At 60.5% G+C, this 13,099-nt stretch carries 15 protein-coding genes; 4 read left to right on the top strand and 11 right to left on the bottom strand.

Translation table 11 applies throughout. The annotated features are described in order from the left end of the window. The first annotated feature begins 425 nt into the window (after positions 1–425). The 3 genes from A5678_RS11970 to A5678_RS11955 all read left to right on the top strand — a co-directional run bounded on the left by A5678_RS11970 (position 426) and on the right by A5678_RS11955 (position 2,638). Positions 426–1,310, top strand: coding sequence for a restriction endonuclease (locus A5678_RS11970; protein ID WP_068042467.1), 885 nt, complete (start codon positions 426–428; stop codon positions 1,308–1,310). Between the two features lie 9 nt (positions 1,311–1,319). Further along, positions 1,320–2,069: a hypothetical protein gene (locus tag A5678_RS27880; RefSeq protein WP_231983646.1), complete on the top strand. Its 750-nt coding sequence runs from the start codon at positions 1,320–1,322 to the stop codon at positions 2,067–2,069. 338 nt (positions 2,070–2,407) lie between these two features. Next, entirely contained in the window at positions 2,408–2,638 is a 231-nt protein-coding gene (locus A5678_RS11955) for a hypothetical protein (protein ID WP_156746864.1), read from the top strand. 7 nt (positions 2,639–2,645) lie between these two features. On the opposite strand, the gene A5678_RS11950 is transcribed toward A5678_RS11955, so the two are convergent. The 11 genes from A5678_RS11950 to A5678_RS11905 all read right to left on the bottom strand — a co-directional run bounded on the left by A5678_RS11950 (position 2,646) and on the right by A5678_RS11905 (position 12,303). Next, positions 2,646–3,029, bottom strand: coding sequence for a hypothetical protein (locus A5678_RS11950; RefSeq protein ID WP_156746863.1), 384 nt, complete (start codon positions 3,027–3,029; stop codon positions 2,646–2,648). A gap of 356 nt (positions 3,030–3,385) precedes the next feature. Beyond that, a complete protein-coding gene (locus A5678_RS27045; RefSeq protein ID WP_156746862.1) occupies positions 3,386–3,862 on the bottom strand; it encodes a hypothetical protein in 477 nt (158 codons plus the stop codon). Positions 3,863–3,868: 6 nt separating this feature from the next. Next, positions 3,869–4,285: a hypothetical protein gene (locus A5678_RS11945; protein WP_068042460.1), complete on the bottom strand. Its 417-nt coding sequence runs from the start codon at positions 4,283–4,285 to the stop codon at positions 3,869–3,871. A gap of 1,459 nt (positions 4,286–5,744) precedes the next feature. Then, positions 5,745–6,284: a hypothetical protein gene (locus A5678_RS11940; RefSeq protein WP_068042458.1), complete on the bottom strand. Its 540-nt coding sequence runs from the start codon at positions 6,282–6,284 to the stop codon at positions 5,745–5,747. Between the two features lie 17 nt (positions 6,285–6,301). After that, positions 6,302–6,853 (bottom strand): AAA family ATPase, encoded by a 552-nt coding sequence (locus A5678_RS11935; protein WP_068042456.1) that lies wholly within the window; start codon positions 6,851–6,853, stop codon positions 6,302–6,304. Further along, a complete protein-coding gene (locus tag A5678_RS11930) occupies positions 6,850–7,785 on the bottom strand; it encodes a DNA-primase RepB domain-containing protein (protein ID WP_197502110.1) in 936 nt (311 codons plus the stop codon). Before A5678_RS11930 ends, A5678_RS11935 begins: the two co-directional genes overlap by 4 nt. A gap of 129 nt (positions 7,786–7,914) precedes the next feature. After that, positions 7,915–8,103, bottom strand: a complete 189-nt coding sequence (locus A5678_RS11925; protein WP_068042568.1) for an AlpA family transcriptional regulator — start codon at positions 8,101–8,103, stop codon at positions 7,915–7,917. 148 nt (positions 8,104–8,251) lie between these two features. Continuing rightward, positions 8,252–9,253, bottom strand: a complete 1,002-nt coding sequence (locus A5678_RS11920) for a site-specific integrase (protein WP_231983645.1) — start codon at positions 9,251–9,253, stop codon at positions 8,252–8,254. 215 nt (positions 9,254–9,468) lie between these two features. Further along, positions 9,469–10,161: a DsbA family protein gene (locus A5678_RS11915; RefSeq protein WP_068042449.1), complete on the bottom strand. Its 693-nt coding sequence runs from the start codon at positions 10,159–10,161 to the stop codon at positions 9,469–9,471. 19 nt (positions 10,162–10,180) lie between these two features. Further along, the gene (locus A5678_RS11910; protein WP_068042446.1) at positions 10,181–11,104 is read right to left on the bottom strand and encodes a CoA ester lyase; all 924 of its coding nucleotides are present in this window, start codon (positions 11,102–11,104) and stop codon (positions 10,181–10,183) included. A 236-nt stretch (positions 11,105–11,340) separates the two neighbouring features. Further along, on the bottom strand, positions 11,341–12,303 hold the full coding sequence (locus A5678_RS11905; RefSeq protein WP_068042564.1) for a hypothetical protein: 963 nt from the start codon (positions 12,301–12,303) through the stop codon (positions 11,341–11,343). Positions 12,304–12,632: 329 nt separating this feature from the next. On the opposite strand from A5678_RS11905, the gene A5678_RS11900 reads away from it, so the two are divergent. Next, positions 12,633–12,911: a WGxxGxxG family protein gene (locus A5678_RS11900; protein ID WP_068042444.1), complete on the top strand. Its 279-nt coding sequence runs from the start codon at positions 12,633–12,635 to the stop codon at positions 12,909–12,911. The last annotated feature ends 188 nt before the right edge of the window (positions 12,912–13,099 follow it).

Here is a 13,099-nt window from a genome sequence, read left to right as displayed (position 1 = left end):
CTTTCCCATGGCTCATTCGCCGACCATCTATACCGCCCGGCACAGAAGCCCAGGAAGCTCTGCGGCGGTATGCGGCGCGGTGGCGTCATCTGAGGCGTGAGCTAGAGCAGGGCAAAAGAGCGACGACGGACAGCCCAGGAGCTACAGGAGAATCTGCGCACCGCAGTCCGGACCCCACTCGGACCACCCCTGAAAATCACTGAGCGGTATGCCAAAGGACGGCGGTGGCGGAGACAGGCTTCATGCCATGTAGGTCCTACCGGCCATGACACACTGCCCGCCGGTCACCTCGCCGCCTACCCACCACCACGCTTGGCCGAAAACCAACTAGCTGATAACTACGCGCACGCACAGTGGGCGGCAAGGTGCTGGCGATCCGGCCTGGGTCAATGTGGGGGCCGATCCTCGCTTCCCGACCACTTGGCATGCTTATATCCATGACCGTGGAAGTACCTCCCTATCACTTCTTCCTCTGGCCTGCCCTTCAGGCTGTCATTGCCCTCGGAGGTTCTGCGTCCATCGCCGAACTCGATGCAGCGGTCATCGACCGGGAGGACCTTTCGCCCGAAGTCCAGAGTGTGCTCCACGGCGATGGGCCGATGACTGAGGTCCAGTACCGGTTAGCTTGGGCGCGGACATACCTCAAGGGCATGGGACTGCTGACGAACAGTCAACGTGGCGTCTGGTCTGTTACAGAACTCGGTGAAACGGTGACTGAGGATCAAATACCAACAATGCGAGCGGAATACATCGCAGATAACCGTAGGAAAGGGAAGAAGAAGGGCGCAAAGTCTAACTTGGACAACGAGATTGACCAAGCCGAAGCCGAGGCAGAGGCCGACTGGAAGGACGCTCTTCTTGACACATTATTGAGTATGTCGCCACAAGCCTTTGAGCGACTGGCTCAGCGGCTCTTGCGAGAGGCCGGGGTATCCAGCCCCGTGGTTACCGGTCGAAGTGGTGACGGTGGCATTGATGGTCGCGGTGTCTACCAGATCTCACTCCTGAGCTTTCCGGTTTTCTTTCAGTGCAAGCGTTACTCCGGGAGTGTCGGCGCGTCTGCTGTTAGGGATTTTCGTGGTGCCATGGCTGGCCGTGGCGAGAAGGGTCTGCTGATAACGACTGGCACCTTCACGAATGATGCGCGTGCGGAGTCCCAACGAGATGGAGCACCACCCATTGACCTGATCGATGGCGACCGGCTATGCGAGCTACTCAAGCAATACGAGATCGGAGTCACTAGTACGCCGAGAGTCGTTGAAGACGTCACGATCCACCCTGAGTACTTCAAGTCGCTAGAGCCAAAGTAAATCCGAACGATGGCACGCAAGCAGGTCTACAAGATCACCTACCCCAACGGGAAGATTTATGTTGGCATGGATTTGACCGGCGCAATCTCATACTTCGGTAGCCCCAGCGCCAAAGAACGAATCGCCGCCGACCTAACAGAGCATCGTTTAGACCTAAGCGTCCGCAAAGAGATCCTCTGGGAGTCGACAACAGCCACCGATGCGGAGGTCCGTGCGATGGAGCAGCACTTCATCCGCGAAACGGGGGCGAACAACCCGGCTTTCGGCTACAACCTCACGCCGAAGTATTCGCAGGGGGGCACCGACCAAGAGCCGGACACCATGATTCATAAAATTCCACCGAATATAGACCTGGACAACACCGACCGCTTCTCCAAAGTGCTTGACCTGAAGGTGCGTTGGACGTATTCATACGCAGATATGCGGCCCGGTAAGACAGATCGGGAAAAGCGCGAGAAGTACCGCGAGGCCGCAGCGAAAAAGATGACTTATCCTGTGCCAGATGCGCTTTGGTGGGCGTTTCGGATCAGCGTTGAAAAGGCACCGCGCTTGCTCGACTTGGACAACGTGGCCAAGCTCATCGTTGATGCGTTCTGCCGCAATCGGATTGGCAAGGACAACTCCGCACACCGGCAGGTGGGCTTATACGACGACGACACCCTCGACTACGTTCGCGCCATACAAATGGTCGGTGCCCCCGGCGCTGCTGATCGCACCAGGATCGAGGTGTTCGCCTGCATCAAGCCTGAAACCAGGTAGTCGTCTCGGCACCAGTCGAACTCATCAACTGTATCGCTTCCCCCGGGGAGTGTGAGTCCGCACAGGCCAGGGCATTGAGTGAAGGGGATTCACCACGCTGGGCAAAGGCAAGCGACACTGATCAGCAATGCGATAAGTGGCTTGCTCATCAGCATCCCCAATCCATGCCGCAGTGTGGGCCGGGGCAAGGGCAGTCTCGTCCGTGATCAATTACCCCGTTATCGGTCTGCCAGTGGTACAGGTCATCGGCGAAGTTGTAAACACAGCGCACCTTGCCGATGACCTCATTGTGCTCGGCGTGGCTGCAGTATGAGCCGATAGTAGGGTCGGCAACCGCAATGCCCGCTGTGCCTAGAGCAAGGCACAGTGCGGCGGCTGCCACCAGACAGGGTCTGTACCAGTTCATTTCAGTTGTTCGCTTTCAGTCCATCATTCGCTGCGCTTCGTTATGCTCAGCGCCCTTCCACATCACCATCAACGGCTGGAACGTTCAGGCCGCTGAAAACGGCACCACGTTCCTCAACGAATCATCTGAGTACGGCATGTTCGTCAGCATTGAGAACGTGTAGTCATTTCTTAGACCCCAACAGTCTTGGAGATGCCTGTGTTTTGGTTGGTGATGGTCGCGCTTGTGTATCGGTAATCGGGAGAGGCGGCACCGGTGAGCGTAATCGTAACCGGAGAATAGGTCGCCGAACCTTGCGCACAAGTCGGAACGCAGCTACGCCGATATTCAATGCCGGTGCCCTCTGCACCAGCAACCTTCCAGCTGGTCCAGACGATTTTGTCGACGGCCCAGGTGCCGTCACCGCACATCAAAATGATGCTTTCCGGCTTGACTTGCGGCGGCTGGTAGCAGTTAACCACCACCGGCGTGCCGTCATCGGCGGCCGCGATAGGTAGATCCCAACCGGCCAAAAACACCAGCGAAAGTGCTAATGCCGCAACAGATTTCCCCATTTCATCTCTCCCCTTATGGTCGATAAGGAGTCCATCGACCCGGAAAACACATTGCGAAATAAGTCGCACCAGACGAGTCCACTGCCTTCGCCCGACTGACGCCGACGGGGACGTTGCATGGAGCGCCAATGGTTTTAACCCCGCCCACGTCCACCTGTTCAGTCCACTGCTCCCAGCGGGTACCGGCACACACCAACCACTGCCCTCCCGTATTGACAAGCAGGGAAGGGTCATTGCAGCTTTCGCCGGGATACGGATCAGCGTGGGCTGGCGGCACCGCTACGAGAGACCGTGCCAACACCGCACCCAACAAAAGTGATGCTACGGCTGCCGCTGCCGATAATCTCTTCATTCCGTTACCTGTCCCAGCTACAGCGTGCCTCTGCACCGTTGGCGTGAGGACCGGCCGCAGCTATCGCGCCCTGGATAACAACATCTCGGCCACCGCCGGAAACGGCATGGGCATGGTTGATGGGCTGGTCACCATCCCAGGCAATGCCCACGCAATCAGGACCAGAGGCAAGCAATTGGCAGTCGTCGGCGCGTTCAATCCGAGCACACTGAGCCATAACCCGAGATTCGGCCTCCGCTTGGCTCATACCCCAGGCGAATTCGATCTGCTCATGGCTAGGCGAGTTGGCCGTCGCGACCCATTTTGCGGTTGCGTGGGCAGACGGTGCAGAGAAATTTGACACCGCCGCCAAGCACGTGAGCGAAACTGCTAATGTTGCAACTGATTTCCCCATTTCATCTATCCGCATCACGGTCAGTAAGGGCTCCAGCGACGCTTCGAGTAGTTTTTTCTTCGTCGGTGTCAGTGCCTTCTGAACCATTGTCAATTACCAAACGACTACTTCAGCGTTGTCACCGGCGTAGCACAGCACCGAGTTCAATACCGAGCCGTCGACGAAGTGGGTGGGGTGGGCGGTTCCGTCGCAGACCACCTCGTACCACTGCTTGGTGGTAGGGGAGTAGGCGTCGAAGTGGTTGCCCAGGTGCTCGTAGCCGTCGTGCACGTTGCGGGCGAAGGCACAACTGGTGTGACCGCCCGCCACGCCCTCATGGCCATCATCGCACATAATGAACAGCGTCACAGTGGCACGTGTTGAGGGTGACGCGAGCAGGCCAAAGCCCAGCAGCGCGAATAACAGTGCAGCGCCGAAAAGCCACACGCCAGCGGCGACCAGCCAAAGTCTCCGGATGGGCGAGCGTGTATGGCGGTGAACGGCTTCGGCAATGTTGGCGGTAATCTTCATCGTTGCCCCCTCGGGAGCTATTTGCCGGATAATGCGATTAAGGGTCCGCCGCCACCGCCATCAAGCAAGGGCCGTTTGGCACCAAGTACATGGGCCGTAGTTCCCAATTAATTGACGCTGAGAACAATAATCTGACCAAATGTGGTCTTACGCGATTGTAATTTGAATTCCTTGCGCCGCCGGGCCGTAGGAACGAAGGCCTTAGGTGTAAATCCAAGTTTTCTTTCGCCGCCACGCTTTCAAGTGCAACCGCTATTGCCATTGGATTCAAAGTGGTCCGCCCCACCTGTGCATAAAGCAGCGTCCAAATATGGCGTGGCCATTGTTTTCAATCCTTCCCCAATGTAGTCATATGCAGATGCGCGCATACACTACGCACAACACTGGCACTTCTTTGAGATTTCTTGGGTGGAAGTGACAGCGGAAGCCAACGGAAGTCCCACGCTGAACTTTTCAGAGCGAGCGGCATAAAAACCAGATGCTGCCGCCTGGCAAAGATGCCGATCAGGATGGCCAGGAGAAATGAACACATGAATTCTCGCCAGTCTGAGAGGCGGTCATACCACCTGAGGGGAAAGGGACCACCATCGCTTCTCCTTCTGTAAGGTGAATTTTGCTGCCTTCTATAACTCAAAGTCCCTGAATTGCAGCAGGATTCGCCGCTGCTTACGGAGGGTTTTCTGGCGCGGATACGATGATTTGGGAATGTTCTCGATGCGGAAAGGTCTTTGAGCGGTCACCGGTGACGTGTTGTGCGACAGAGGGCTTCGGTCATCCGCTGTGGCTCCGCAGCTCGCCAACTGCCAGGTGCTTCCTGGCAATGCCTGCCGCCGCCGCCTAGAGATCAGGGAGTTAGGGCTGTGCTGGCATTAGCGTAGCCCAGTTTCCTCTCGGGCTTCCACGGTTGCTTACTCTCCCCTGTCGTGCGCGTCAGCTGCCGACGTGCCCGACGAGCACACTTGGCCAGGATCGGGCGGAAGGCATCGAAATCTCAACGGAAAAAGTCCTAGGCCATTCCATAGTGTGGTTCTTCCTCTTTTCCAATCCTTTTGCAGGACTGGACTTTCCGGCTGCTGTGGATTACGGTCGGAGTTGGAACCGCCGAATGCAGGGTAACCTGCAGGGTTCGGCATGGTAGCGGCATCAACGGGACGAGCGGTTCGCCCAGCCAACGCCGGAAACCTCTCGACCTCCCAGCGTCGGGAGGTTTTCATTTTTTACTTAGCTTATCTATTCCTTTCTTGGATAGGTCTTTGAAAACTTTGTAATCGCAGGGACTTTCGACGGGCGGCACCTTATCGGCTGCACAGGTTGGGGTGTGGGAAGAAGTGAATTTCACCCAATCCGACACTTCGTGGTCTACCCGCAGAGGTGTCGGAAGTGTCTTTTTGCCTGGTCAGAGAGTTAAGACACATCCGACACTTCCGACACAAAGGAAAGAGAACACATATATATCTATTCACCCACATCCACCACCACCTGTAGGACGACGCAGCTCATCTCGGAGCCGTCCCGGCCAGTCGTAGACACCGCGTTTTCCCGGTACCTTCGTCAGCAATCCACTGCGGGCCAAGCGGAGCAGGTATTTCCCGGCGTCGTTGCTGGACATGCGGGTACGAGCGGCAACGGTGGCGATATTGACTTCCCCTGGTCCCTGGTGGACGGCGTCGAGCACCTCCCAGCTCTGCGGGCCGAGTCGGGCGGTGGCTTTGTCGGCCTGGAATACGTCGGCGACCCGGCGGTCTGACCATTCCCCGAGCACGAACTGCCCGACCTGGGTCTTATGCCCATCGTCGGTGCAGACCTCAGTGGATTTGATGGTGTAGGTCAGCGCCAGGTCTTTGCGGCCGAGGTTGTTTTTCTCCTGGCTCAGCACCCACTGGAAGTCGTCATCGACCTGCTGGTCCTGGGCGAAAGCGATGATGGCCCTGGGTACTTCGCCGAATGCCGAGGAGCCGTTGATGGCCGCGACAATGTCGCCACCAGGAACCTTGATCAAATGCGCCAGCCCCAGCGTCAGGCCGTTGATGGCTTCGGCGATCCGTGCCCACGGCTCCAGGTATTCCCGGGCTTCGTTAGTGCGGTAGATGTCGCACCGCTTTTGATCGCCGCCATCACCGGGTCAATGACGACGATGCTGATCCCGCGAGCGAGAAAGTCTGCAGTCAGGGCTTTTTCGTCTACGATGGACAGCAGCGGTACCCGGTGGTCGTCCACCCGCACTTCGGGGAAGTGGACCCTCTGCATGTCGGCACCCACCCCGCGCAGGCTGGGTTTGACGATCACCTCCAGCGACTCTTCATTGGCGATATAGGCGACGTTTTGCGGTTGGTTGTAGAAACAGCCGGTCACGGTGCCCCTGGTGTAGCTCGCCGCCAACCACCTTGCTGCGGTGGACTTTCCGACATCGGGTCGGCCCACGAATAGTGCATGGGTAGCGCGTGCGAGTCGTCCACCTCCTTTGAAATGCCAGGCCCATTCCGCCTGCCGGTCCTTAATTTGGTCGGCCGTCTTCCAGACGATCTCACGCTGAAATGAGCGGTCGCCCAAGGCTTTATCGTCGGTCACCGGTGGTCCTCACTGAATGCTCGGCCAAAGCAGCGGGCCACATCATCGTCATGGCGGCAGAGCAGCCGCTCGGCCAGGTCATCGCGTTGGAGCACTGCCCACCGCGCATTTGCTTCGGTCAGGCCACTGCGGGAGCACACTCCGATGACACGCATGGTGTCGGCTGATCGATCTCCGGTAGCCTTCGCCAGGGCACGCGTCACCTGGGGGTGCAGGTCCAGGTTGAACGGCTCCGCTTCATCGGCAAGAACCACTCCACCCCCTGTGCTTTGTTTGGTAACCGGCTTGGTGGTTGATGGCGGCTCTTCGGTGAGTTCCACCCCAATGGCGGCGGCCAGTTCTTCGGGATCAACCCGCGCAGTGGGCGGCGGCAACAGCCAGTTGACCGGCGTTGGAGGGTGGGCGGCAAGAGTCGGCTTGAAGTTGAAAGTCCCTGGCACTCTGAGCATGTCGTTATCGGAGATCTTTGAGTCGATGGCACCCAAATACGCGCTCAGTCCACGGCACAGTTGCTCATGGTGGTGATGGCTGACCGGCCTTGTCAGTAGCAGATAGACGTGGCCATTGTTCGGTGATCCGCTGCCGACGGCACAGGCACTTGGTATTGAACGGACTTTGTCCAGATCCAGCCTGCCGCCATCAATGTCTGCGTGAACCTCCATGGGGGCAACCGAAGTCCACTTGGCCCGCTGAGGACCGGTCATGACGTTGGGAGCCAGGTAGCAATCCAGTTCGCCGGAATACTCCCGCAGCAGCATCAATACGTCATCGGCATCATCGGGCCAGCTGAAAGGGCAGTCACACCAGCGACGAAATCTGTAGCTGCCACTGTCGGTGCGGTAGGGGTGGATGCCCACCCCGACGTGAACAAACCCTTGCGTATTGCCGATGACGGCCACCAGGTAGTCGGCGGCGGCTGCCACATCAGGCACAGAGGGGGTACGATCACACATGATCGCTCCAATCGATCGAAAAAAGTTGATGGGACAAGCCCCCGGCTCAGCGGTTGGGGGCTGTCTCTGGTTTTGATATCTCTTGAAATACACTGGTAGAACACGCTTTTAGCGCCGTGCGAAGGCTTGCTCTACCTCGTCGGCGTCAAAACGGATGAGCTTTGGCCCCACCCGAAACGGCCGCAGGATTCCGCGTTGAACGAAGCGATAGACAGTCCGCTCACTGATCTGATGCTGCTGCGAGACTTGCTGGACCGTGACGTATTGCCGACGTGGGGCAGGCTGAAGAGTGGGCATCTCAAACACCTTTTGAGTGGCAGGGAAAACGGAAGAGCTTTCCCCGCGCCGTTTGAAAGCCTCTTTGAAAGATGTTGTAACGTATCGCATTTTCTCGGTCTGGCGGGACAGACAGGGTCAGACTAACACAACAGCACGACGATGGGCGTCATTTCTCGTCGTTTTCCGCCAATGCCGACAAAGCCTCAGCCACTTCCACATCACGCCCAGAGACCAGACCCTGGTACAAGAGGGAAGCACCCACCGTGGAGTGACCCAGCCGGGACATGGTCTCTCGCAGAGTCCCCACCCGTGCCGTGGCCGTACCGGCAAAGTGCCGGAGGTCGTGGACCCGAACCCCTTGCCGCCCAATCTTTTGCAGCGCCTTGTCGAAGTGGGGCCTGAAACTGGTGTCCCTCAGATGACATCCCCCACGAGAGGGCGGGAAGAGGAGGGACTCCTTGTCCTCCCCCACGAACAGTTCCAGGTGCTCAAGAATGTCCCGGCGAATGTGGGGAGGGACAACCACGGTCCTGCCCTTCCCCGACTTCGGGGTGCCTATCCGGCACCCACCGTTGTGGGTGGCCCCTCTTTCCACCGTGAGAAGCACAGCGCCAGCCCCAATATCCCTGCGGCGCAACTCGATTAGCTCACCCCACCGTAATCCACACCAAGCGCCAATCAGCACTAGGGCGCGGTATCGGGGTTCAATGGCGTCGGCCACATGTCCCAACTCACCAATGGAGAGGATCACCGGCTGACGCTTGCGGGTGACCTGCATCGCCCTTTCTATCTGGCAAGGGTTAGCAGTGAGCAGGCCGTCAGAGACGGCGGTGGCCAGGAGCGCATGCAGTAATCCGTAAACATGGCTACGCAGTGTGGGCCTCGTGACCAGGGTCGTGGCATACCACTCCCGTACCCGCTGTGGTGTCAGGCTCTCCAAGGGCAAGTCATCCAGCGGGGGGAAATGGGCCACCAGCCGTCGGTAATGGACCTGGGTCGTGTGTTTGAGAGGCCTTTGGCTGAGCCAGGTCGCGGCGAACTTCCCCAGCGTGACCATTGCTTGACGCTCCGTCTTACGCTGTGCGGGGGCAATCCACTCCCCTCGCTCAATCAGGCACCGCTCCTGGTACAACCAGCCTTCGGCATTGCTGTGGATGCTGAAGGTCACTGGGGCCGTATGACGTTGGATGTCTGGCCCGATGTAGGACGCCTGATACTTCTTCGACGGCAACTGCCGAATATGGCCCCACCCCCTGCGTGACCGCTTCTTGCTTCTGCTCATGCTTTCTCCGTGCAATAGACGTGCGATATAGGTGGCAATTTCAGTCTACCGCTGACAGTGTATGACTTGAGGGATGCTGAGGGTTGTTGCAGCTCAGAGGATTATTTGTCCAGGTAGGAGGAAGGGTCGATAACCTGCCCGCGATTGATGCTGACCCAATCGCGCCCATCCAGATAGGGACGCAGACTTCGACCGATCAGCTCGACATCGGCCACGGACTTGGGCCGCTGCAGCTCGTACACGTGGGGCAACTCGGCCATGCCGGTGACGACGCTCCACAGCGTCAGGGCCTTTGGCCCGATCGGCGGATCGACCAGGACCGGGCCAAACAGGCACTGTCCCAATAGAAACAGCGTCGGCACCCCGTAGCCGCCGGCATCGATCACTCGTTGATGGTCGCGGTGTATCTCGTCGTGGGTCGTCGGGTCGTCAAGCGCCGCATCGAAGACCGACTCCTCGACCCCGATGTCGCTCAGCAAGCGTCGGGCAACCGCGGGGTCGTGCGGTTTGCCGCCCAGCGTGTGCAATTCATGTCCGATGGCGGCGTACCAGCGATCCAGGAGCGACATGTCCATTCGGCGCAGCAGTGCCCCGATGCGCATCAAAGACCATCCATAGGACCACTCGCGCTCCCACGGGTGCTTCTGGCCCTCCGACCGGTTGACCTCCTCGAGGCTGAAGAATCGCCAGTCGACGGCGATGCTCAGTTGCTCGCGAACGTCGCGGATCCACAACGAGGTCTGGTAAGCGAACGGGCACATCGGGTCGAAATGGAAATCCACCACAGTGCTCATCTTGGGCCCGTTCCGCCGCTCAGTAGTGATAGGTGTCCGACGGCGCGGGGGAATGATCCCGTTCTTCGTCGTCGAACTCCGGCGATTCTATGTCGTAGGCGCGAGCCAACTCGAGGATCTTGGTGGCCCTGGCAATTCGCGGCAGGTCGGAGCCGTTGCGGATCTCTCCCCCGTCACGTTCGAACTCGGCGAAAAATTCTTTGGCCCATGAGATTTCGTCTTGTGACGGCGACAGGCCCTCGTTCACCACGGCGCACTGATCCGGGGTCAGGCAGATCTTTCCCGTCATCCCGAACTCCACGGAAACGGCCGTGGCTTCGATCAGTTTCAACGCGTTGGAGCCGATCGTGGGCCCGTCGATCGCGCTGGGCAGGCTGGCCGCCTTGGCGGCGATCGTAAAGCGCGACCGCGCATAGGCCAGGGTGCTCGGGTCTTCCCCGAAACCGGTGTCGCGGCGAAAATCGCCGATGCCGAAGGCGAGCCGGAAGGTGCCCTTCGCAGCGGCTATTTCGGTGATGCGTTCCAGGCCGCGGGCCGTTTCCACCAGCGCCACGATCGGCACGTTCGGCAGCCGTTGCGCGGTCTCGGTGACGTGGTCCACCGACTCGACCATCGCGAGCATCACCCCGCCGACCGGTGTGCCGGCCAGCGCGGCCAGGTCGTCCGACCACCATGGGGTGCCGAAGCCGTTGACGCGGACCCAGTCGGTGTTGCCGCCGCCCAGCCAACTCACCACGTTGTCGCGGGCGGTGTGCTTGTCTTTCGGCGCGACGGCGTCCTCGATGTCGAGTACGACGATGTCGGCCCGGGAGTGCACCGCGGACTGGAACCGGTCGGCGTGCGCACCGTTCACCAGGAGCCAACTCCGGGCCAGGACGGGATCGATGCGGTAGCCGATGACGTCGTCGGGCTCCGTCGTGCTGCTATTGACCTGGTCGTACATTTTTAGCTGATCTGCCGTCTTTCGTGGTCGTCAATGTGGGGCTGGTGCCTTAACCGTAGCGATATCCCGAAACGGGCGGTTGGGCATGCCCCGGGAAAGTGAAGACGCGCGGATCGAGCGGCGGCCCCAATTGCGTCCCGCTGCGCGAAACACCTTGCGTTGCAGCATCTTCGCCCCGACGGACGAAGCCGCCCGGGCGGAGGGAACTCGCCCGGGCGGCCTTGCCTATGAATCCGCTAGTTGATGCCGACGACCTCCTGCGCGATCGCGGCGACACGCGTTTGCGCGGCCGACACGACCCGCTGGCGGTTCTTGTTCGCCTCTTCGTAGGCGATGATCGCCCGCACGTCGCTCGGGTTGGCGAGTTCCTTCACCTCGGCGACGGCCTCGCTGACGTTGAGCTCGTCGTAGTTGGCGATGGGCAGCTCGTCGGCGTCGAGCACTCCCACAGCGGCGCGTGCCGCGTGCAGCGCGTTGGCGGTCTGCCGGGCCCCCTCGTTGCGGGTGACCTTCTCGGCCGCCTCGAGAGCGGCGTTCCGCGATGCGGCGAGCGCCCGGGTCGCCACGTCACCGGCGTATGCGCCGCGGCTGACCAGCTCGTTGAACGTCGGCCGGGCCGAGCGCAGCGCGTCCGCGGCCCTGTCGACACCCCGGACCGACCACTCGACCGGCAAGTTCACCAGTTTCACCGCGGTACCGGCGGCCGCCTGCAGCGGCGTGCGGCGCAGCGCGGCCGGACCGCCCAGCGCGTCCTCGGCGAGCACGGTCGTCAGCCAGTCCACGGTCGCCGAGTGCGCCGTGATCAGCCGCGTCGCCAGCCTCTCGACGTCGGGGAGCTCGGCCGCGACGGCCAGGGCTTTGAGGTAGCGGGCGCGGTCCAGCAACTGGTCCTCCAGCGCCAGGTCGCCCAGAAGCGCCTCGTCGAACGGCTGGGCCTGTTCGGTCAGGGCCTTGACCGCCGCGGCGGCGCGGCCCAGGAAGGGGCCGACGATGTCCGGGACACCGCCAAGCTCGCGGATCGCCTTCTCTATGGACTCGGACCGCTCGCGCGCGTTCGATGCGTTCTGCGTCAGCTCACGCTCAACGGCCTCGGTACGCGCTTGTGCGATGCGGGTTTCGGCGACCTGGATCTCGGTGTTGGTCAGCTGGTGGAGCGCACGCAACTGCGCCAGCACCGTCGTCTTGTCGGATGAAGTCATCGAAAATTCGCCTCCTGCGTTGATTGTTTGGATCGGCACGAAAGCGCCTCCCTTGCGGCTACCCATTCGGCCCCCGACAGATAACATCGGCCTCTGACGTGTGATCCAGATCGCTTTTGTGGCGAGGGCCGAGTACCTAGACCGACGGCCAGCAAACAAGCCAATGCGCAGCTCAGGAGTTTCACGCCCGCTCTCCGGGGTAGCCATGCTTTGCCACGCCGCGGCTTCGGCCGGGCGTCGCTTTCCGTGGGGACTAGAGCACCCTGGCCCCGAAATGCGTCTCGGCACCCGTCTGGGATCCGGCCGAGGCAATTCCACAAGGAGTTCACATGCGTAAGACCATTGCAATCGTTTCGGCCACCGGGGCGCTGTTGTTCGGTGGGGCGGGCGTCGCCAATGCCGCCGGCCCGACCGCACCCGCGCCGTCGTCCACCACAACGACGTTGGCGGACAACGACAACAACACCAACCAGCACAGCGACAACAGCGGGCTGTGGGGCCTGCTCGGCCTCCTCGGCCTGGGCGGACTCGCCGGGCTGAAGCGCCGCAAGGACGCCGTCGTCGGCACCGGCGTCGGACCGGCCGCCCCCGGCGACCGCCGCGTCTAGTCCCTTCGCTCGACTTCAGATCCCCGTCAGGCGCCACGCCTGGCGGGGATCTGGCCCGGCGCCCGAAAAGAAACGGCTTGTGCTTCAAACGATTTCCTGGGCCGCCGTTGGCCCGGAGGCCTCGTTTAGGGGTTTATACAGCGGGTATGCCTCATCAAGCCGCACACAGCCCATAGTGCGAGTCCCAA

This window comes from Mycobacterium sp. E2733, assembly GCF_001667585.1.
Lineage (GTDB): Bacteria > Actinomycetota > Actinomycetes > Mycobacteriales > Mycobacteriaceae > Mycobacterium.
Note: the sequence above shows the minus strand (reverse complement) of the source record. Positions and strands in the feature narration are given on the sequence as shown.